This is a genomic window from Maribacter sp. UH1, assembly GCF_056839145.1.
Map to the genome: position 1 here is coordinate 3,524,997 of NZ_CM166387.1, position 19,012 is coordinate 3,544,008.

Annotated in this window: 21 protein-coding genes; 9 read left to right on the forward strand and 12 right to left on the reverse strand. The window is 35.2% G+C overall.

The window, feature by feature from the left end; all coding sequences use genetic code 11:
- Positions 1-49 precede the first annotated feature (49 nt).
- The 9 genes from atpD to UH1x_RS15265 are packed head-to-tail and all read left to right on the forward strand — an operon-like array spanning position 50 to position 6,802.
- On the forward strand, positions 50-1,516 hold the full coding sequence (gene atpD, locus UH1x_RS15225) for a F0F1 ATP synthase subunit beta (RefSeq protein ID WP_482622738.1): 1,467 nt from the start codon (positions 50-52) through the stop codon (positions 1,514-1,516).
- A 17-nt stretch (positions 1,517-1,533) separates the two neighbouring features.
- On the forward strand, positions 1,534-1,920 hold the full coding sequence (locus UH1x_RS15230; protein WP_482622740.1) for a F0F1 ATP synthase subunit epsilon: 387 nt from the start codon (positions 1,534-1,536) through the stop codon (positions 1,918-1,920).
- Entirely contained in the window at positions 1,920-2,246 is a 327-nt protein-coding gene (locus tag UH1x_RS15235) for an AtpZ/AtpI family protein (RefSeq protein ID WP_482622741.1), read from the forward strand. The genes UH1x_RS15230 and UH1x_RS15235 overlap by 1 nt, the downstream gene beginning before the upstream one ends.
- Positions 2,239-2,541 (forward strand): N-ATPase subunit AtpR, encoded by a 303-nt coding sequence (locus UH1x_RS15240; protein WP_482622742.1) that lies wholly within the window; start codon positions 2,239-2,241, stop codon positions 2,539-2,541. The genes UH1x_RS15235 and UH1x_RS15240 overlap by 8 nt, the downstream gene beginning before the upstream one ends.
- Position 2,542: 1 nt before the next feature.
- Positions 2,543-3,265 carry a F0F1 ATP synthase subunit A gene (locus UH1x_RS15245; protein ID WP_482622744.1) on the forward strand — a complete coding sequence of 241 codons (723 nt, stop codon included), beginning with the start codon at positions 2,543-2,545 and terminating at the stop codon, positions 3,263-3,265.
- A gap of 54 nt (positions 3,266-3,319) precedes the next feature.
- Entirely contained in the window at positions 3,320-3,586 is a 267-nt protein-coding gene (locus UH1x_RS15250; RefSeq protein WP_165748493.1) for a F0F1 ATP synthase subunit C, read from the forward strand.
- 10 nt (positions 3,587-3,596) lie between these two features.
- On the forward strand, positions 3,597-4,346 hold the full coding sequence (locus UH1x_RS15255; protein WP_482622745.1) for a F0F1 ATP synthase subunit B family protein: 750 nt from the start codon (positions 3,597-3,599) through the stop codon (positions 4,344-4,346).
- Between the two features lie 11 nt (positions 4,347-4,357).
- Positions 4,358-5,878, forward strand: a complete 1,521-nt coding sequence (locus tag UH1x_RS15260) for an alternate F1F0 ATPase, F1 subunit alpha (RefSeq protein ID WP_482622747.1) — start codon at positions 4,358-4,360, stop codon at positions 5,876-5,878.
- A 27-nt stretch (positions 5,879-5,905) separates the two neighbouring features.
- A complete protein-coding gene (locus UH1x_RS15265; RefSeq protein WP_482622749.1) occupies positions 5,906-6,802 on the forward strand; it encodes a F0F1 ATP synthase subunit gamma in 897 nt (298 codons plus the stop codon).
- A gap of 131 nt (positions 6,803-6,933) precedes the next feature.
- On the opposite strand, the gene UH1x_RS15270 is transcribed toward UH1x_RS15265, so the two are convergent.
- The 12 genes from UH1x_RS15270 to UH1x_RS15325 form a co-directional block, all read right to left on the reverse strand.
- The gene (locus UH1x_RS15270; RefSeq protein ID WP_482622750.1) at positions 6,934-8,049 is read right to left on the reverse strand and encodes an ABC transporter permease; all 1,116 of its coding nucleotides are present in this window, start codon (positions 8,047-8,049) and stop codon (positions 6,934-6,936) included.
- 25 nt (positions 8,050-8,074) lie between these two features.
- Positions 8,075-9,190, reverse strand: a complete 1,116-nt coding sequence (locus UH1x_RS15275; protein WP_482622752.1) for an ABC transporter permease — start codon at positions 9,188-9,190, stop codon at positions 8,075-8,077.
- Between the two features lie 41 nt (positions 9,191-9,231).
- On the reverse strand, positions 9,232-9,993 hold the full coding sequence (locus UH1x_RS15280) for an ABC transporter ATP-binding protein (RefSeq protein ID WP_482622754.1): 762 nt from the start codon (positions 9,991-9,993) through the stop codon (positions 9,232-9,234).
- On the reverse strand, positions 9,980-10,909 hold the full coding sequence (locus tag UH1x_RS15285) for an ABC transporter ATP-binding protein (protein WP_482622756.1): 930 nt from the start codon (positions 10,907-10,909) through the stop codon (positions 9,980-9,982). Before UH1x_RS15285 ends, UH1x_RS15280 begins: the two co-directional genes overlap by 14 nt.
- 22 nt (positions 10,910-10,931) lie before the next feature.
- Complete coding sequence (locus tag UH1x_RS15290; RefSeq protein WP_482622758.1) at positions 10,932-11,846, reverse strand: HlyD family secretion protein; 915 nt, start codon at positions 11,844-11,846, stop codon at positions 10,932-10,934.
- Positions 11,847-11,865: 19 nt separating this feature from the next.
- On the reverse strand, positions 11,866-13,137 hold the full coding sequence (locus UH1x_RS15295; protein WP_482622760.1) for a TolC family protein: 1,272 nt from the start codon (positions 13,135-13,137) through the stop codon (positions 11,866-11,868).
- A gap of 367 nt (positions 13,138-13,504) precedes the next feature.
- The gene (locus UH1x_RS15300) at positions 13,505-14,287 is read right to left on the reverse strand and encodes a (S)-acetoin forming diacetyl reductase (RefSeq protein ID WP_482622762.1); all 783 of its coding nucleotides are present in this window, start codon (positions 14,285-14,287) and stop codon (positions 13,505-13,507) included.
- 85 nt (positions 14,288-14,372) lie between these two features.
- The gene (locus UH1x_RS15305; RefSeq protein ID WP_482622763.1) at positions 14,373-14,825 is read right to left on the reverse strand and encodes a pyridoxamine 5'-phosphate oxidase family protein; all 453 of its coding nucleotides are present in this window, start codon (positions 14,823-14,825) and stop codon (positions 14,373-14,375) included.
- A gap of 90 nt (positions 14,826-14,915) precedes the next feature.
- The gene (eno, locus tag UH1x_RS15310; protein ID WP_482622764.1) at positions 14,916-16,187 is read right to left on the reverse strand and encodes a phosphopyruvate hydratase; all 1,272 of its coding nucleotides are present in this window, start codon (positions 16,185-16,187) and stop codon (positions 14,916-14,918) included.
- 173 nt (positions 16,188-16,360) lie between these two features.
- Positions 16,361-17,350 carry an MlaD family protein gene (locus tag UH1x_RS15315; protein ID WP_482622766.1) on the reverse strand — a complete coding sequence of 330 codons (990 nt, stop codon included), beginning with the start codon at positions 17,348-17,350 and terminating at the stop codon, positions 16,361-16,363.
- Positions 17,351-17,353: 3 nt separating this feature from the next.
- On the reverse strand, positions 17,354-18,130 hold the full coding sequence (locus UH1x_RS15320; RefSeq protein ID WP_482622768.1) for an ABC transporter ATP-binding protein: 777 nt from the start codon (positions 18,128-18,130) through the stop codon (positions 17,354-17,356).
- Positions 18,130-18,906: an MlaE family ABC transporter permease gene (locus tag UH1x_RS15325; protein WP_482622770.1), complete on the reverse strand. Its 777-nt coding sequence runs from the start codon at positions 18,904-18,906 to the stop codon at positions 18,130-18,132. Before UH1x_RS15325 ends, UH1x_RS15320 begins: the two co-directional genes overlap by 1 nt.
- Positions 18,907-19,012 lie beyond the last annotated feature (106 nt).

A 19,012-nucleotide genomic window follows, 5' to 3' on the forward strand; every position in this document is an offset into this window, starting at 1 on the left:
GGTTGATGTAGAAATACCTTTACTACTTTATTTACAAGAACAGAATACTATGGCAACGACCTTAAAACTTGATGAGAGCGATTTAAACTTGGGTAGAGTAGTTGCTGTACGTGGTAGTGTAGTAGATATTTGGTTTGATGAAAATTTACCATCTATTAATACATTAATCCATACAGGTCCAGATAATGCTATAGCTATTGAGGTACTATCTCAATTAGATGATAATAGAATTAGAGGTATAGCATTGACCCCAACACAAGGTTTGGCAAGAGGTATGCAGGCACAGACAAATGGAGGACAGTTGACCGTACCTGTTGGAAAGGAAATAATGGGGCGCATGTTCGATGTTTTTGGTAATGCCATAGATCATGGAGATGCGTTGCCAGAAATGAAACGAAATAGCGTACACCAATTACCGCCGCCGTTATCAAAACGATCTACAAAATCAGAAATTTTTGAAACAGGAATAAAGGCTATTGATGTAATGGTACCCTTACAACATGGTGGTAACGCAGGTTTGTTTGGTGGAGCAGGTGTTGGTAAAACAGTTCTGCTTACAGAGATGATTCATAATATGGTAGGCTATCACCAAGGTATAAGTATGTTTTGTGGTATTGGTGAACGTTGCCGTGAAGGACATGAGTTGTATCACGATATGAAAAAAGCCGATGTATTGAAAGATATGGTGATGATGTTCGGACAAATGAACGAACCACCCGGAGCACGTTTTCGTGTAGGGCACGCTGCTTTAACCATGGCAGAATATTTTAGGGACGAAGAGCACCGCGATGTTCTTTTACTTGTAGATAATGTATTTCGGTTTATTCAAGCGGGTATGGAGGTTTCTGGTCTTATGGGGCAAATGCCATCAAGACTAGGTTACCAACCAACATTGGGTACCGAACTTTCAAAATTTGAAGAACGTATAGCGAATACCACTACAGGTGCTATTACTAGTATACAGGCGGTTTATGTTCCAGCAGATGATTTAACTGATCCTGCTGCTGTACATACCTTTTCTCATCTTTCAGCCTCTATTACATTATCAAGAAAGAGGGCTGGAGAAGGACTTTTTCCTGCTATAGATTTATTACAGTCTAGCTCTAAAATGGCAACACCGGGTGTTATAGGTGAGCGTCATTACCACCTTTTACAACAAATAAAACAAACACTAGCGCAATACGAAGAGCTAAAAGATATTATAGCCATGCTTGGTTTAGAACAACTTTCTGTAAAAGATCGTGCAACGGTTAATAGGGCTAGACGCTTAGAACGCTTTTTTACACAACCCTTTTTTACAACAGAACAGTTTAGTGGACTTAAAGGAAAAGGTGTCAAATTAGAAGATGCCCTTGACGGGTGTGAGCGTATTCTCAACGATGAGTTTAAAGATTTACCAGAGTCTGCTTTCTATATGATCGGTACTATTGAAGAGGCAATAGAAAAAGCCAAAAAAGAACAGAAGAAAGAAGAAAATATCACCGATGCTGATAAAAAAGAAACTGCAAAAGCATAGACTTAAAACCAAAAATAATGGAGCTACATATTCTACTTCCGTTTAAGATATTTCTGAAAATCTCAGATGTGCAGCGCATTGTAGTAGATACCAACGCTGGTTCTTATGGGTTTTTACAGCAAAGGTTAGATTGTGTAGCTGCTTTGGTACCTGGTATTTTAACCTATGAAACAAAAAATGGACAAGAACACTTTGTAGCATTAGATGAAGGTATTTTAACAAAGCGAGACGGTTATGTGGAGGTATCTGTAAGAAATGCTATAGCCGGGGCAGACCTAGGTCAACTTAGAAACGCGGTAGCGAACCAATTTGTGAATTTAGATGAAGAGGAAAGAGATATGCGAAAGGCTGTTGCCAAATTAGAAAGTGAATTTATTCATGGTATTAAAAAACTTCGTCAATAATGAATAAGACTAGCGATAATAAAAAGAGCAGTTTTTTAGATGAGGTAGATAATAAAGAACGGCAAATGTTATATGCCAGAAATGAAGAGAAAAGAAGTGAATGGAGAGGATTTGGAACTTTTGGTATGGTGGGTTGGTCTGTTGCAGTACCAACCGTATTTGGAGCCGTATTAGGGGTTTGGTTAGATAAAGATTATCCGCAGACTTTTTCCTGGACGCTAACCTTATTAATAGGCGGTTTATTTGTTGGTTGCGCACTTGCTTGGCAATGGATAGACAAAGAAAATAAATCAATGCACGAACATAAAAATAAAAAGAATGAATGATTTACTTATGACTTTATTGGTACTGTTAGGTGGCTCGTGCCTAGGACTCCTATTTTTTGGAGGACTTTGGTTTACTTCAAAGAAAATGCTTGATTCAAAAAATCCTGTACTTTGGTATATAGGGAGTTTGTTTATACGAGTAGGCATTACGCTATTGGGCTTTTATTATATGGGTCAGCATAGTTTAAAGTATATGCTGATTTGTCTCTTAGGCTTTATAATAGCTCGGTTTGTTGTTGTTCGTATGACCAAAATAAAAGAGATGAAACCTATAACAATAGACAAACAAGAGTAAGATGGAACTTAGTCCAGACGAAACAATATTTTGGCAGAATGGTTTTATAACCATCAATCTAACATTGGTAACCACTTGGGTATTGATGCTGGTGTTGGTTCTTACAGCTGTTCTAATAACCAGAAAACTACAAACAGGTTTAAAAATATCACGATGGCAATGCATTTTAGAAATGCTTGTAACGGGTATGAACCAACAGATAAAAGAAGTGGGTTTAAAGAAATCAGAGAAATTCCTTGGTTTTATAGGCACTTTGTTCATTTTTATTGCTTTTGCCAATTTGTGTATCATTTTCCCTGGTTATGAACCGCCTACAAGCTCGCTATCTACAACTGCAGCTTTGGCGTTATGTGTTTTTCTTGCAACACCCATTTTTGGTATAGCAGAGAATGGTGTTATACAATATTTGAAAACATTTATAGAGCCAACATTCATCATGCTACCCTTTAATATCATTAGTGAAATATCACGAACGTTGGCATTGGCTGTTCGTCTCTTTGGTAATATTATGAGTGGTGGTTTGATTGTCACTATTCTCTTAAGTATTGCCCCATTGTTTTTTCCGGTGTTAATGACCGTATTAGGATTAATTACAGGAATTATACAGGCGTATATCTTTAGCATTTTAGCAACAGTTTATATCGCTGCGGCAACCGAAGAATCAGACAAGAAGAAGTCACGGCGAAAGAATAAGGCTAAAAAATTAATAGTAGCAGAAACTTAATAAGAAGGCAATTTCAATTCAAAATTTAAAATAAAAACTATAAAATTTAATACTATGGATAATACTACAATAATAGCAATGGTATCAATCATTACTGCCGGCTTAACCACAGGAATTGGCTGTATGATACCGGCTCTAGGTCAAGGTAAATCTATTTCTACCGCCTTAAGTTCTATGGCGCAGCAACCAGATGCAAGTCAGACTGTAACCCGTACGTTGTTTGTGGGTTTGGCTATGTTAGAATCTTTGGCAATCTATTGTTTTGTGATTTCAATGATTTTAATTTTTGCCAATCCGTTCTGGAACCATTTCATCGCATAATACTACAAATATGAAAATCGACTGGTTTACTGTAATAGCTCAAATCATCAATTTTGTGGTGTTGATGTGGTTATTGAAAAAATTTCTTTATCGACCTATTTTATCTGCAATAGATGAACGGGAATCGAATATTAAGAAACAACTTTTAGCTGCTGAATCTCAAAAGAAAGAAGCAGATCAAGCTAAAGATGAATTTAACCATAAAAACGAAATTTTCAATAAAGAGAAAGATGTATTAATGCAAAAGGCAGCTGATGAAGCTAAAGCAGAAGCAGATAGATTAAAAGCTACTGCTAGAGATGAAGCTAACAAGCTTAAAAATAGTTTAGAAAAAGCATTTACCGAGGATCAAGCTATTAAAAATGACAACGTGACTAAAAGATTAAAAGGTGAAGTTCTTGACATTGCAAGAAAAACATTGAAAGACCTTTCATCCGTTAGCTTAGAAGATCAGACTGTTGCTGTTTTTTTAAAACGATTAAATGGCCTAAAAGCTGATGAAAAAACAAAATTTTCAGAAGCTTTAAAAGGTGGTAAAGCTATACTGGTTCAAAGTGCCTTTGCTTTATCTGGGGAACAACGAGCTCTCGTAAAAAAAGCGATAGGTAGCTTGCTGAAAACCGATAGTACTTTTGAATTTAAAATACAACCAGAGCTTATTAACGGTATTGAAATTTTAACAAATGGGTACAAATTGTCTTGGAGCGTTGCAGAATATTTAGGGTCGTTTGCAGAAGATGTTGAAGTAGCGACCAAATAAAATTATATAATATGGGTGTAACGGACTACAAAAGCTTATTAGATGATACGTTCAATGAGCTTGCTAAAAATAGAACCGATCATGAGTTTAAATTAGCCCCAAAAGAAGTGGGTCGGGTTACCAGTGTTTCAGCTGGTGTGGTCAAAGTATCAGGTTTACCCAATGTTGGGTATGAGGAGTTATTGAAATTTCCTGGTAATTTATATGGTATTGCTTTTAGTATTGAAGAAGAGGAAATTGGTGCTATTCTTTTAGGTGAAGATTCAGATTTAAATGCGGGTGACCTTGTAGAACGTACCAATCGGGTTATGGATGTTCCTGTGGGTAAATCCCTTATAGGTAGGGTAATAGGTCCTTTAGGAGGACCAATGGACGAAAAAGGGGCTATTGCTTATGATAAAAGATTGCCCATAGAACGAAATGCTACTCCAATTATGGATCGTTCTGGTGTAAGCATGCCGCTGCAAACCGGTATTAAGGTTATAGATGCACTCATACCCATAGGTAGGGGACAACGAGAATTAATTTTAGGGGATAGACAAACAGGTAAAACTGCTATTGCAATAGATACTATCGTTAATCAAAAAGATAAAGATGTTATCTGTGTCTATTGTGCCATAGGGCAACGAGCTTCTGCGGTTGCAAAGGTAGTTGCAGATTTAAAAGAAAATGGGGCAATGGCATATACCGTTGTTATGGTTACAGAAGGTAATAATAGTCCTGGGTTACAATATATAGCTCCTTATGCAGCAACTAGTATTGCTGAATATTTTATGGAAATGGGTAATGATGTGCTCATTGTATATGATGATTTAACAAACCATGCTAGAGCATATAGAGAACTATCCCTTTTATTAAAAAGACCACCAGGAAGAGAGGCATTCCCCGGAGATATATTTTATATACATTCTAGATTATTAGAACGTTCTACTCATTTAAGTGAAGAGCTCGGCGGCGGGTCATTAACTGCTCTACCTATAATAGAGACTGAAGCGCAGAACATGTCGGCATATATTCCCACTAATTTAATTTCAATTACTGACGGTCAAATTTATTTATCGCCCAAACAATTTGAACTTGGTATTTTACCTGCTGTTGAGGTGGGTAAATCTGTTTCTCGTGTTGGTGGTAAAGCGCAATTATCGGCTTATCAATCTATAGCAGGTGTTTTGAAACTTGGATTTTCACAGTTCGAAGAATTAGAAACCTTTGCCCGTTTTGGTTCTCATTTAGATGAGGAAACAAAAAAGGTTATTGAGCATGGTAAGCGTATTCGTGAAATTTTAAAGCAGAATGAACTTCAACCTTTATCTGTTGCAGAACAAATAGGTGTTCTTTTAGCATTAACAAACGGATTCTTTGATGACATAACAATAGAAAACATGAGTAAAGCTGAAAAGGCGGTTATTAAAAGTATAGCCACTTTACCAGATACTATTCATAAATCTTTGTATACCGATAGAGGTTTAGATGATGCAGCTATAGAACTTGTTTTAAAGACTACAGCGGCTGCACTCAAAGAATTTCAATAAGCATTGTAATCACATAAATATGTAACTATGGATTCGTTAGAAAGCTTAACAAGACAAATTACCGGAGCCAAAGATCTGAATTCTATAGTACGTACTATGAAGGCAATGGCTGCTGCCAATATTGGTCAATATGAAATGGCAATGGAGTCTTTAGGTGATTATTGGAATAATGTTTCTTTAGGTTTAGTAGCCTATTTAAAACATGTTAGATTAGATAATCAGCAGAATAGCAGAATCGCCAATACTAATAAAAGTGAAAAATCTATTTGCGCAATTGTTTTTGGATCAGATCAAGGGTTTGTTGGGCAGTTTAATGATGCGCTTTCGCAATATGTTCAAGATTCTTTATCTACTCATGAGGGTACATTAGAAATTTGGACCGTTGGCGTTAGGGTTCCTTTATTATTAAAAGATATGGGGATGTTGGTAACCAAGGAGTTTAATCTTCCAAATTCTATTAATGCCATTACTTCTCTTATAGGTTCAATTCTAGTAGAAGTAGAAAAAAATCGCGGAAGCGGAAGTATAGATGAATATTATCTTTTTCATAACCACTTGGTTAATGAAGGTTCTTATGAACAAGAGAAATTACGTCTGTTTCCGTTAGATGAAAAATGGATTCAAGAAAAGTCTCAGTTAAAATGGCCTACCCAAAAACAGCCAGAAGTAATAGGGGATGGTGGTGAACTTATACATCGTTTAATACGAGAGTATCTTTTTGTTACACTTTATAAAACTTGTACAGAATCATTAGCTAGCGAAAATTTAAGTAGGTTAAATGCTATGCAACGTGCAGAGAAAAATATAGAAGAATTATTAGAAGAGATAGGGCATACGTATCACAGATTACGACAAAGCTCTATTGATGAAGAACTTTTTGATGTTGTTTCTGGTTTTACGGCTTTAAAGAAAGACGAATACTAAAATCTTAGGTTAAGTTTAAACAAAAAGGCTATCGTAAGTTACGATAGCCTTTTTGTTTGCATTTACGGCTTTATGCTTAACTATGTATGTGCTATTGATGATACCTGTGAAAAGTCAACTCAGTCGAATTTTTAATCCTTTTTATTAAAGATGTATAGGGAAAGGGCTAAAGTAGCAAAGGTTAATCCAGAGACCTTTAACAGGTCAGGTAAAATATCTTTTATGCCACTACCTTTAGTAATTACCAAGTGAATCATACGAGAATAATAGGCTTGAGGGTTTAATTCGGCCATAGCCTTACCCCATGTAGGCATATTATCTATAGGAGTTATAAAGTCACCAAAAATCACAAATATCATTATGATGAAAAAAGTAAAAAACATTGCTTGTTGTTGCGTATTTGATATTACCGAAATTAAAACTCCCACCGCCAAAAGTAGAAACATTACAACACCCGATAAAAAGAATACTAGCCAAAGGCTACCTACTACAGGTACGTGAAATACAACTCTACTTAGAATTAAACCAATACCCAAGAGTACAATATTAATAATCCAAACCGGAATTATTTTCCCCATTATAAAATGAGTTTTCCGCATTGGGGTTACATTTAATTGCTCCATTGTACCAATTTCTTTTTCCTTTACAATATTCATTCCTGATAATAGAATGGTGATCATTACAACCATGGCAACGCACATAGCAGGTACCATTATATATTGACTAATAAGTGCTCTATTATACCAGTAAGAATATGGAATACTAATGGTTGATGCTTTATTGGTGGTGCTTTTTGAACCCCATTTTATTGCCACATCTTTATTTACTGCACCTATAATTTCACTTGAGTAAGCATAGGTAAGACTGGCGGTAATAGCATCAATGGCATTGGTGACCAATTGTACTTTACTGCTATGTTCTTTAAGTAGTTTTTTTTCAAAATTTGGAGGAAAATGTACAATCAAATTAATGTTCTTATACTCCATTACTTTAAAAGCTTCATTCATAGTTAAAGAAGCCCCTCGAATATCAAAGAAATCTGAACCCTCCATTTTAGAAATGATTTCTCTAGAAGTAGACGATAAATCTTCATCTACAACATACACACTTGCATAGTTAATATCACCACCCGCAGTGCCTAATAACAGCACTTGTATAAAAGGTTGAGACAAAATAATGAGTACCAACAGAGGATTTCTAAAAATCTGAATAAATTCTTTGACAATAATGAATCTTATGATACGCATTGGTCTGTATTTTAACGGTTAATTGTTATTGGAGTCTGGGTTTAAAACGTATGACACTCCAGAAATAAAATACCATTACCATTATCACAAGTATGGTAGTCTCAAATAAAAGATTATCTGCTTTAGCACCTTGAAGTAATATGCCTTTACTTATAATGTTGAACCATGTGGAAGGCAATAATTTGCCCATCCATTGTAATACTAATGGCAGACTGTCTGTAGGGAAGGTCATTCCCGACAGTACTTCTGTAGGTAACATTAATAAGGTCATCGTAATCATCATAGCTGTAAGCTGAGAATTTGCGAAAGTTGATATCAATAATCCTAAGGCAAGAGCTGTAAGAATGTAGAGAACGGTATTCAATATCAAAAGTCCCATACTACCAGATACCGGTACTTCAAATACATATTTTGCCGCCCAAATTATAGATAAGGCGCTTATAAATGAAGTGACTAGGTAGGGCACTATTTTCGCGAACATTATAAGAAAGCGATTAATAGGTGTACTTAATAATAGCTCTAAAGTTCCTAATTCTTTTTCTTTTGTAATTGAAAGTGAGGTCATTAGTGCGCCCACCAATAAAATAACGGTTGACATAATACCAGGTACCGTCATATACCTACCATTAAGATTTTTATTATACATCATACGCACCGTTGGTATAATATAATAACCGGCGGCGCTAGGCGGATTTTTACTGGCAATATGTTTATTGATTATAATCTTACCATAAGAGATTAGGCTAGGGGAGGTCAAAATTTTAGAACCATCGGCAATTAATTGTATCTGAGCATGACCCTCATGGTGAAGTTTATAACCAAAGTCTTTATCAAAAACAAATGCCATACGAATGGTACCTTTTTTAAATTCTTCATCAATCTCATCAGAAGTATCTAGGTATTTTACCAACTTGAAAAATTCTGAAGTGCTAATTAAATTGATGAGTTCTTTTGAATCGTGATCTTTGGCATGATCTACAATAGCAATATTGGCATCTTTAATTTCCATGGTCATTACAGAACCAAATAGTAATACCAAGACAATAGGTATGCCCAATAGCATTGTTAAGGAACGCCAATCTCTTAAAATATGGAGAAACTCTTTACGAACAAGTCCTTTGAATATCTTGAAATTTTTCATTTTGTTCTTTTATATCTTCAATGATCTAAACCAATTCATTTTTAGGTAATTGCATGTTCCTTTTCATACCCTTTTGCTAAATGGAGAAATACTTCTGCCATTGTATCTAGTTTATACTCGTTTTTTAAATTTTGGGGAGTATCCACTTTAATCATTTGTCCAGCTACCATCATAGATATTCGATGGCAATATTCAGCTTCATCCATATTATGGGTAGTTACTAATACGGTTACACCGCCTTCTGCTGTTTCATAGATCATTTCCCAAAATTGTCTTCTTATAGAAGGGTCAACACCACTAGTAGGTTCATCCAAAAAAACTACATCTGGTTTATGCATTAAAGCAGTACAGAATGCCAATTTTTGTTTCCAGCCCAAGGGTAATGAGCTTATACGTTCTTCTTCAATATGTTCCATTTTAAAATGGGTCAGTAGCTCTTTAGTGCGATTTTTAATTTCTTTATTGGAAAGTCCATAGATTCCTCCAAAAAAACGCATGTTTTCTTTTGCTGTTAAATCATCATACAATGAAAATTTTTGACTCATATAACCGATATGTTTTTTAAGCTTTCTGGAGTTTTTAAAAATATCATATCCTGCTACTTCACCTTTACCACTGGTAGGTTCTAAAACACCAATGAGCATTCGCATTGCTGTAGTTTTACCAGCACCGTTAGCCCCCAAAAAACCGAATATTTCCCCTTTTTTTACATTGAAAGTAATTTTGTCTACCGCCACAAAATCATCGAATTTTTTGGTCAGATTCTCTACATAAATGCTAAATGCTGTTTCAGGCTGGCTCATAACTTTTATTTTTAGAGGTAAGTGACATATAGCAATCTTCCACGGTTGCTTTTATCTGTTTTATTTCTATATGGGGAGTGTCATTATTCTCCAAATAAGATTTTATTTCTGCAGTGTTAATCGTATCACGTTGGTCTGTATAATGGACCCAATCTCCAAAGGGATAAACAGAGTTGGCATGCTCATAAGCCTTAAGCTTTTTAATGATTTTAAATGAATTGCCCGAGCGTATAGCGTACAACGGTTTTTCAAAATCAGCTATGAGTCCTTCTGGGCTGTTCGTAGCCAATATTTTACCATGGTCCATTAATGAAATTCGGTCGCAAAGAAGTGCTTCTTCCATGTAAGCAGTAGAAACCAAAATGGTTATCTTTTCTTTCTTTAAGCTTTGAAGCATATTCCAAAGTTCTTGCCTAGAAACAGGATCTACACCTCTGGTAGGTTCATCTAAAAACAAGACTTTAGGCTTGTGAATTAAAGCGCACGAAAGTGCTAATTTTTGTTTCATTCCGCCAGATAGCTTACCCGCTCTTCTTTTTTTAAAAGGTTCTATTTGTTGGTAAATACCTTTGATGAGGTCATAGTTTTCTTCTAATGTAGTCCCAAAAATAGAGGCATAGAAATTTAGATTTTCTTCAACAGTCAAATCTTGATATAATGAAAATTTACCTGGCATATAGCCAATTTGTCGCCGTATATTTTGGTACTGCTTTACAACATCCATACCTTCTATTTCGGCTTTACCGCCATTAGCCAATAATAAAGTGCCCAGAATCTTTATCAGACTTGTTTTTCCAGCACCATCAGGACCAATTAGCCCAAACAATTCGCCTTTTTCTACTTTTAGAGAAACTGCGTCTAAAGCTTTGACCTTGCCATAATGCATTACAATATTATCTGCCGAAATTGATGTCATCCTTACCTATTAGTGGTTATATTTATTTTTCTTCATCAGACGAGTTACTCGTGAAGTTAATTTCGCCCGGCATACCAATTTTTAGATAGCCATCATTTTGCACCAATACTTTAACCGCATACACCATATCTACCCTTTCGTCTTTGGTTTGAACAATTTTAGGAGTAAACTCAGCCTCGGATGCTATCCACTTTATTGTTCCTTTTAAAGCGCGGTTTTCTTTTTTAGTGTCATCGATCAATACTTCAACTTCTTGCCCAATTTTTATATGAGAAAGTTGATCACCGCTTACATAAACTTTGAGTGTAATTTCATCTAGACCAGCAATCTTATATAGAGGGGTTCCATAGCCTGCCAACTCCATTTCTTCTGAATATTTTGTAAGTACCGTTCCAGAAATAGGGTTCATGATTAGACTTTTATTTATTTGATCATTGATCTGGTCTATTTGTCTTTCTATAGGCTCTATTTGGCTTAGAATACCTCTGTTATTGGTTTCTAACTTTTTTCTGGAAGCTTCTATCTCACGGTCCACTACCTCAATGTTTCCATTTATATTGTCCAATTCTTTTTGTGTAGCAGCCTCGTCTTTCAACATATGTTCTACTCTTCGTTGTTCACGTATAATATTGTTTTTCTGTTCCCTATAAATATTCAATTGACTTTGTACGTCTATGGTCTGTGCAGATACAGCATTTATACTAGCTATCAACTGTTGTTTTTTAAGTGATAGCTGCATAGTATCTATGTACCCTACAATTGTACCCGCTTGTATTTGCTCTCCTTCTTTAACATTAAAAGCAAGAATTTTACCTTGACCTTCTGAGCCAACAATAACTTCATCAGCTTCAAAATTGCCATATGCGTCAGATAATTTCTCGCCAGAGCAACTAATGAGTCCGAAGCTTAAAATGATAACGGCTATAAAATATTTCATTTTCATATCTATTTAATTGTTATAAATTTCCTTTCGTGGTCAGATAATTAATTTCCGACTGTATTTTTTGAATACCGTGTATTTGCAGATTCAACTGTGCTTCTGTTCTTTTGTTTATTTCTATGATGTAATCTGTTGAGGTAATAACACCGTTTTGAAATTGGGAATAACTTTTTTGAACAATATCTTCTTGTAGCTCTAGTATCTTTTTATCTTTTTCAATGAGTTGTTTGTAGGTTTCTATACTAGATTGATCTCGAATAGCTGCTATTTTTATTTTCTTTTCAAAATCTTCTTTTTTGCTTGACAGAATATCTTTATTAATTTCAAGTACTTTCTTTTTTCTGGATGTTTGTTTCCAATCCCAAAAATTCCATTTCAATCGTGCTCCAACAACATAATATTCAGTAACGTCTACTTCAAAATAATTTAATGGATTAGGACTCCCAATACCCAATTGAGCAATACCAGATAGATTGGGTAAAACTTGTGCGTTTAATACCTTTTTTTGAGATTCAAGATTGTCTTCCATTAAATCAAAATATTGTTGTTCTGGTCTATTGATATCTTGGGCGAGATCTTGTTCAGCTATTAACGGGAGTCTAAATTCAGTGTCTGGGGCAATGGGTTCTCCAATCCAATCACTTAGCATATCAATTACTGCTTTTCGCCCTAGCTGTACTTCTAAAATTTGCTGTTGAATTCGTAAAATTTGCTGCTTAAGAATGTTGGCGTTACTTTTTAGCATGGCACCGTTTTCAACCAAGGACATTAATTTTTTATGTTGTTTCTGCAATTCATCTACTACCGTTGAAAGTAGCTTTTCATTTTCTTGATATACTAAAGCATTGAAATAAAGGGTATTTATCATTCCTTTTATCTCAAACAAGTCAACCTCCATACCCTTTATATTGGCAGCCATTTGTGCTTTTTGCATTTTTTTGGCATTCTTTATATAACCACCATCATAAATTTTTTGGGATACATCTAAGGATAGTGTGTATTGGTTTTGAGGTATTTCTGCGATATCTAAACCAGCAATATCAATTCCTATATCTAACACGTCAGATAAGTAGTTGTACTCACCATTTAATCGTGATTGGGGAAGATTAAAACTATTTAAATTTTTGATGTTCATAGAAGCTTCTGCTTCATAAAGTAATTCTTGTTTTTTAATAGGACTAATAGATCTAGCTCTGTCTTGGCAGTAGTCTAATTCTAACGTTTGAGCGTAGCTCCAACTTACAGGCAAGAGTATTATAACCAATAAAATTATAGAACAATGTTTCATTTTATATAGACTTTTATGATGTGATGTCTTTACCGAAGACGATCTTAATTCTACACAAAACTAGCTTGTTAGCTCCACCTCCTTTATGATTCAGGTCATGTAGCTGTAGATTATCGTAAAAAAATAAATTGTGTGACTTTTATCAAATAAATACATAGCATTAGCTCTGTATTTGATTAGTTTTATATCTGTTTAGAAGTGTTTTTCTACTAAAGAAAAGTGTGTGAAAGTGATTTTTTTAAAGGTATAACCCAACATGTGAATGTAAAGATGGTACTTAAAACTTCACTTGTTGGGTGAACTATTTAATACATGTGTAATCAGTTAGTACGAACTAGAGTACTTTTTTTAAACTTAAATATTCAGTTTAATGAAATTGCATTCCACCATCAATGATCAAAGTTTGACCAGTCATATAATTTGAATCTGGACCGGCTAAGAAAGACACACCTGCAGCTACATCTTCTGGTTCTGATAATCTGCCCAATGTTACATTTTTAGCGAAAGTTTCCATACCCCATTCGTCAGATTTGCCAGCTGCTTGACCCACGTCATGTGCTATGCCGAACATCATAGGTGTTTTTACAATGCCAGGCGCGTACGCATTAGATGTAATTGCGTCTTTTGCTAAATCGCGAGCAGCTACTTGGGTTATTCCCCTTATGGCAAACTTGGTTCCACAGTATAGTGCTAAGCCCGGGTTACCTACTACACCTGCTTGAGAGGTGGCATTTATAATTTTTCCTCCGTGACCTAATTCTTTAAATTTCTTTTGGGCAGCCTGAATTCCCCATAGCACACCGGCTACATTAATTCTGTAAACCTTATCAAACTGCTCTGGAGTTATAGTGTCAATTGGTGTAATAGGACCTACGCCTGCATTGTTCACAATAACATCAAAACCACCTAATTTAGCAGCTGTTTCTTCCACAGCAGAGAATACGCTTTCACGGTCTGCAACATCTACTTGAATGGCAATTGCGCTACCACCTTCTTCATTAATTGCCTTGGCAACTTTAGCAGCATTTATTTCGTTTAAATCAGCAACGGATATTGAGAATCCGTCTTTTGCCAACCTCTTGCAAATAGCTTCCCCAATTCCTTGTCCGCCACCAGTAATCATTGCGACTTTATTTGATTTTGCACTCATTATGATTTTTTTAAATTGTTATTATTTCTAATTCTGATAATTATATAATCAATAAGTAGATTATATATACTATGCCGAAACAAGATTATATCTCACGACGTTTACCTGTAACTTTTTCAATATTTATTTTATAAACTATAGGTGTACCTCTTGCATACGATTTGCTTGAAAATTCATTGATAAACTCAACATTTTTATGTTCCTTATTTCTAATAATTGCTTTTATTCCTTCTGTGAATTGATGTAATTTTTCCTTAGCGGTAATACCTTCTAATTCTTCAAATATGCCATGAACAAGGGCGGACTCCCAATTTACCATGGAATGTAGCTGTTCTACTACCATAGAAACATCGTTGTTTTTTCGCATGGCATCAATTTTATGACCTTTTGCAGTATAGCTTATTAAACTATTATCTTCAGCATCAAAATAATAGGTAATAGGAATTACGTAGGGTTTGCCCTCTGCTATATATGCTAAATGACCATTATAATTTTCTCTGAGAATACTAGTGCTTTCGCTTACTGATATATCTGTCATAATTCTATGCTGTTGTAAAAGTGAATTCTAATAACTAGTGTTATGTATTAATAATGATATGTCTTTTTTTGTGTAGTAAAAGAGCTTATACTATTTCCAGCGGTATTCTGATCTTCCTTTAAGTTGGTGCTCTATTTCTAATAGTCTATTGTATTTGGCCACACGTTCTCCTCTGCATGCAGACCCAGCTTTTAAATGTCCGCCATCCATAGCTACGGCAAAATCTGCTAAGAAGGTATCTTCGGTTTCACCAGAGCGATGAGATAAAAAATAGCGCCATCCTGCTTCACGGCACATGCGCACGGCTTCTATTGTTTCTGTTACCGAACCAATCTGATTTAATTTGATTAGCGCTGAATTAGCCGTTTTCTCGCTAATTCCTCTGCTGATATATTTTCTGTTGGTAACAAAAATATCATCGCCTACCACTTCTATTTTATCTCCAAACTTCTTAGTGAATTTAGAAAACCCGTTCCAATCTCCTTCAGAAAGAGGGTCTTCCCAAGAGATGATCGGGTATTTTTTTATCCATTCTCCAGACATATCAATAAGCTCATCTGTTGTCATTTTACCAGCACCAGATTTGGTAAGATCATACTTGTTACCCAAATTAGGCGAGAAGGAATTGGCGGCACTATCAATGGCGACGGATAAATCTATGCCAGGTTGGTATCCGGCTTGTTCAATTGCTTCAATAATAAATTCTATAGCAATTTCATTGCTAGCGCAATTAGGTGCAAAACCGCCTTCATCACCAACACTTGTAGCAAGACCTTTATTCTTTAATATTCTTTTGAGTACATGAAAAGTTTCTGCAACGTACCTAAGGCCTTCCTTAAAACTTGGAGCACCATGTGGTACTAGCATGAATTCCTGAAAATCTACACTATTATCTGCATGTTCGCCACCGTTAAGAATATTCATGCAAGGCACTGGAATACGTAAGTTGTTAGATCCACCCAAATAACGATATAGCGGAAGGTTAGATGATACGGCTGCCGCTTTAGCGACTGCCATAGAAACGCCTAAAATGGCATTGGCACCAAGCTGAGATTTATTCTCGGTACCATCTAATTCAATCATTGTATAATCAATATTTTTTTGGTCAACTGCATTCATTCCTGTTAGCGCTGCAGCTATCTTTTTATTAACGTTTTCTACAGCTTTCTGAACGCCTTTTCCACTGTAACGTTTTTCGTTATCGCGCAGTTCTAAAGCTTCGTTCATACCAGTTGATGCTCCTGATGGTACGGAGGCGGAAGCTTTAGTTCCATCTTCTAAAGTTACATATGCCTTTAGTGTAGGGTTTCCTCTAGAGTCTAATATTTCAAGAGCCGAAATAGATGTAATTTTTGAATTCATTTTATTGAATTTATAGTGTTGTTTTAATCCTTTACCATTAAAGATTATTCATTAAAAAGTAAGAGTAGAGAACACTGGTTTCTAATCCATAATTGTTTTAGGAGTATGAAGGTATGGTGGTATTCAAAAATGATATATGATACAAATCATGAAAGCTGAAATTTTAAAATTCTCTAGTTTTCTACCTCTCTTAGATTTTTTGCTTTTTGTTTTTCTTGTTTTTTGAAATATCCACGGGTCAAGAAATTATGTTTAAGCGCTTCCATGTTTTCATTGAATTTTAAGATGCCTTCATCAACATTTTTCATTGAATTCTGCAGCTGGTTAACTAAAGTAGTATCTGTCGATAAATAGTTAATGGCGCCATTACCATTATCAATATTACTAATTACAGCATTGAGATTTTTAGTTGTTTTTTCAATTTCAATAGAAGAGTTTTCGAGATTTTTTAGAACGTTTTTTATTTTTCTTCCGGAAAGCGAGTCGCCAAATAAAGTTGCAGCTACACTTTCTTTATTATCTAAATGTTCCACTAGCTCATCTAGTTTTTTCATCGTTTTCTGAGCATTATAAGTAGTGTTTTTTAGATTGATTATCGTTTGGTTTAAATTATCACCTAATATGGTGTCATTAAGTAAACGACCTACAGTTCCTTTTCCTTCATTTATTGAACGTGTAATGTTTAAGAGTTGCTCTGTAAATATTGCAGCATTTTCATTGGTTACGTTCAATGTATTCATCATATCAGAAGTGGCAACATTGCTAAATGATTTAATTTCATCATTTGGTTTTATATATGGCGCTTCGCCTATACCCGGTACAATATTGATAATCATACTACCTACTAAACCATCTGATCCTATATTTGCGACAGAATTTTTTCTAATATGTTTCTGCATATTATTGTCAATTAACATACCTACTTGTATCGTAGTATCATTAATCATTTCTATGTCTTTTACTGTGCCAATATTTATGCCAGCATATCTCACATTATTTCCATTTTGTAGACCCCGTACATTATTAAATGTAGCATTAAGGGTAAAGGTATTACCAAACATGTTTTGCTTGTTGCCAATTAAATAAATGACAAGTATTGACAAAACTGATCCAATAAGAACAAAAACGCCTAGTCTCAATTTTTCAGATGCTGATTTTTCCATAATTTATTTTTTAAAAAATGCTTCTACCTTTGGGTCTGTTGATTGTATTAGATCAGTGTATGTACCTTCAATGTAGTTGATACCGTCTACTAGTAAAATCATTCGGTCAGATATGACTCGGGCGCAATCAACATCATGTGTAATAATTAATGAAGATGTACCGTATTTTATCTGAATGTTGCGCATTAATTCAATAATTTCTTTGGATGTAATAGGATCTAAACCGGTGGTAGGTTCATCATAAAGTATAATTTTAGGTTTTAGAATGAGCGTACGTGCCAAGGCAATTCTACGCTGCATACCGCCAGATAGCTCTTGAGGCATAAGATCAATGGTATGTGCTAGTCCAACACTTTCCAAGGCATCAGTTACCAATGATGTAGTATCCTTTATAACACCAAATTTTTCTTTGTGACGACGCATTGGGAACTCTAAATTTTCTCTTACGGTCATTGAATCATAAAGGGCACTACCTTGAAATAAGAAACCAATATCAGATCTAAGTATATCTAAAGTTTCACGATCTAATTTTTTTATTTCTTTACCCAGAACAGAAATGTAACCACTATCTGGTTGCATTAAGCCTACTAAACATTTTATCATCACCGATTTTCCAGAGCCAGACTTACCCATGACTACAAGATTTTCGCCTTTGAACAGCTCCATATGAAATCCGTCTAGCACCTTATTGTCCCCAAAGCTTTTATAGAGATCTTTGATTTCTATAATGACTTCCTTTTTGTCTTTAACCTGTTTTGATATGTTCTTTTTATCTTCCATTATGAGTCAAAAAAAATGTTAGATATGAAGACCGCTACAAAATCTATTAAAAATAGAAGTAAAGAGGTCATTACTACAGCCGTATTTGCCGCTACGCCAACACCTGCAGTTCCTTTTTTACTATAATATCCTTTAAAACAACCTACTATACCGATTGCAAAACCAAAGAAGAAGGTTTTTATTAGTGCCGGTATTATATCTGAATAAGATAAAACATCGAATACCGTATTAAAATAAAGTTGAAAAGAAACATTGCCCTTCATGTTTTCAATTAACGCTGAACCAAAAAGAGCAACGGCATCACTTAATATTACCAATAACGGGATCATTAGTATTGAGGCCATAACCCTTGTAACTACTAAATATTTAAAAGGATTGGTGCCAGAAACTTCCATTGCATCAATCTGTTCGGTTACCCGCATAGAACCCAATTCTGCTCCTATACCAGATGAAATACGCCCAGCACAAACCAAAGCTGTTATCACAGGTCCTAACTCGCGTACTATGGAAATGCCAACCATGTTGGGCATCCAAGAAACAGCACCAAATTGAATCATTGTTGGTCGTGACTGTAAATCTAGAACTAACCCTATTATAAAGCCAGTAACTAAAACCAGGGTCAATGACCGATACCCAATTTGATAGCATTGCCTAACAAACTCATTAAACTCAAAGGGTGGCCGAAACGCTTCTTTGAAAAAACGAGCTGAGAAATAAGAGAGATCTCCTAATTCGATAAGCGATTGCTTTATTTTTTTCGGAATCTTGAGTTTCACCCTGTTATGAATTTGTAACTAATTACAAGTTCAAAAGTATACGCTCCTTTTCTAACTAAGAATGACTTGGGTCACCTATACTTAAATTGAATATTATTTGCCTTAG

What these genes read in the sequence shown, in the direction of transcription:
- UH1x_RS15255 (WP_482622745.1), top strand. Translation starts at nt 3,597, where the DNA reads ATGAAAATCGACTGGTTTACTGTAATAGCTCAAATCATCAATTTTGTG.
- UH1x_RS15235 (WP_482622741.1), top strand. Translation starts at nt 1,920, where the DNA reads ATGAATAAGACTAGCGATAATAAAAAGAGCAGTTTTTTAGATGAGGTA.
- UH1x_RS15315 (WP_482622766.1), bottom strand. Translation starts at nt 17,350, where the DNA reads ATGGAAAAATCAGCATCTGAAAAATTGAGACTAGGCGTTTTTGTTCTT.
- UH1x_RS15260 (WP_482622747.1), top strand. Translation starts at nt 4,358, where the DNA reads ATGGGTGTAACGGACTACAAAAGCTTATTAGATGATACGTTCAATGAG.
- UH1x_RS15245 (WP_482622744.1), top strand. Translation starts at nt 2,543, where the DNA reads ATGGAACTTAGTCCAGACGAAACAATATTTTGGCAGAATGGTTTTATA.
- UH1x_RS15300 (WP_482622762.1), bottom strand. Translation starts at nt 14,287, where the DNA reads ATGAGTGCAAAATCAAATAAAGTCGCAATGATTACTGGTGGCGGACAA.
- UH1x_RS15230 (WP_482622740.1), top strand. Translation starts at nt 1,534, where the DNA reads ATGGAGCTACATATTCTACTTCCGTTTAAGATATTTCTGAAAATCTCA.
- UH1x_RS15240 (WP_482622742.1), top strand. Translation starts at nt 2,239, where the DNA reads ATGAATGATTTACTTATGACTTTATTGGTACTGTTAGGTGGCTCGTGC.
- UH1x_RS15305 (WP_482622763.1), bottom strand. Translation starts at nt 14,825, where the DNA reads ATGACAGATATATCAGTAAGCGAAAGCACTAGTATTCTCAGAGAAAAT.
- eno (WP_482622764.1), bottom strand. Translation starts at nt 16,187, where the DNA reads ATGAATTCAAAAATTACATCTATTTCGGCTCTTGAAATATTAGACTCT.
- atpD (WP_482622738.1), top strand. Translation starts at nt 50, where the DNA reads ATGGCAACGACCTTAAAACTTGATGAGAGCGATTTAAACTTGGGTAGA.
- UH1x_RS15295 (WP_482622760.1), bottom strand. Translation starts at nt 13,137, where the DNA reads ATGAAACATTGTTCTATAATTTTATTGGTTATAATACTCTTGCCTGTA.
- UH1x_RS15250 (WP_165748493.1), top strand. Translation starts at nt 3,320, where the DNA reads ATGGATAATACTACAATAATAGCAATGGTATCAATCATTACTGCCGGC.
- UH1x_RS15290 (WP_482622758.1), bottom strand. Translation starts at nt 11,846, where the DNA reads ATGAAATATTTTATAGCCGTTATCATTTTAAGCTTCGGACTCATTAGT.
- UH1x_RS15280 (WP_482622754.1), bottom strand. Translation starts at nt 9,993, where the DNA reads ATGAGCCAGCCTGAAACAGCATTTAGCATTTATGTAGAGAATCTGACC.
- UH1x_RS15285 (WP_482622756.1), bottom strand. Translation starts at nt 10,909, where the DNA reads ATGACATCAATTTCGGCAGATAATATTGTAATGCATTATGGCAAGGTC.
- UH1x_RS15275 (WP_482622752.1), bottom strand. Translation starts at nt 9,190, where the DNA reads ATGAAAAATTTCAAGATATTCAAAGGACTTGTTCGTAAAGAGTTTCTC.
- UH1x_RS15270 (WP_482622750.1), bottom strand. Translation starts at nt 8,049, where the DNA reads ATGCGTATCATAAGATTCATTATTGTCAAAGAATTTATTCAGATTTTT.
- UH1x_RS15320 (WP_482622768.1), bottom strand. Translation starts at nt 18,130, where the DNA reads ATGGAAGATAAAAAGAACATATCAAAACAGGTTAAAGACAAAAAGGAA.
- UH1x_RS15265 (WP_482622749.1), top strand. Translation starts at nt 5,906, where the DNA reads ATGGATTCGTTAGAAAGCTTAACAAGACAAATTACCGGAGCCAAAGAT.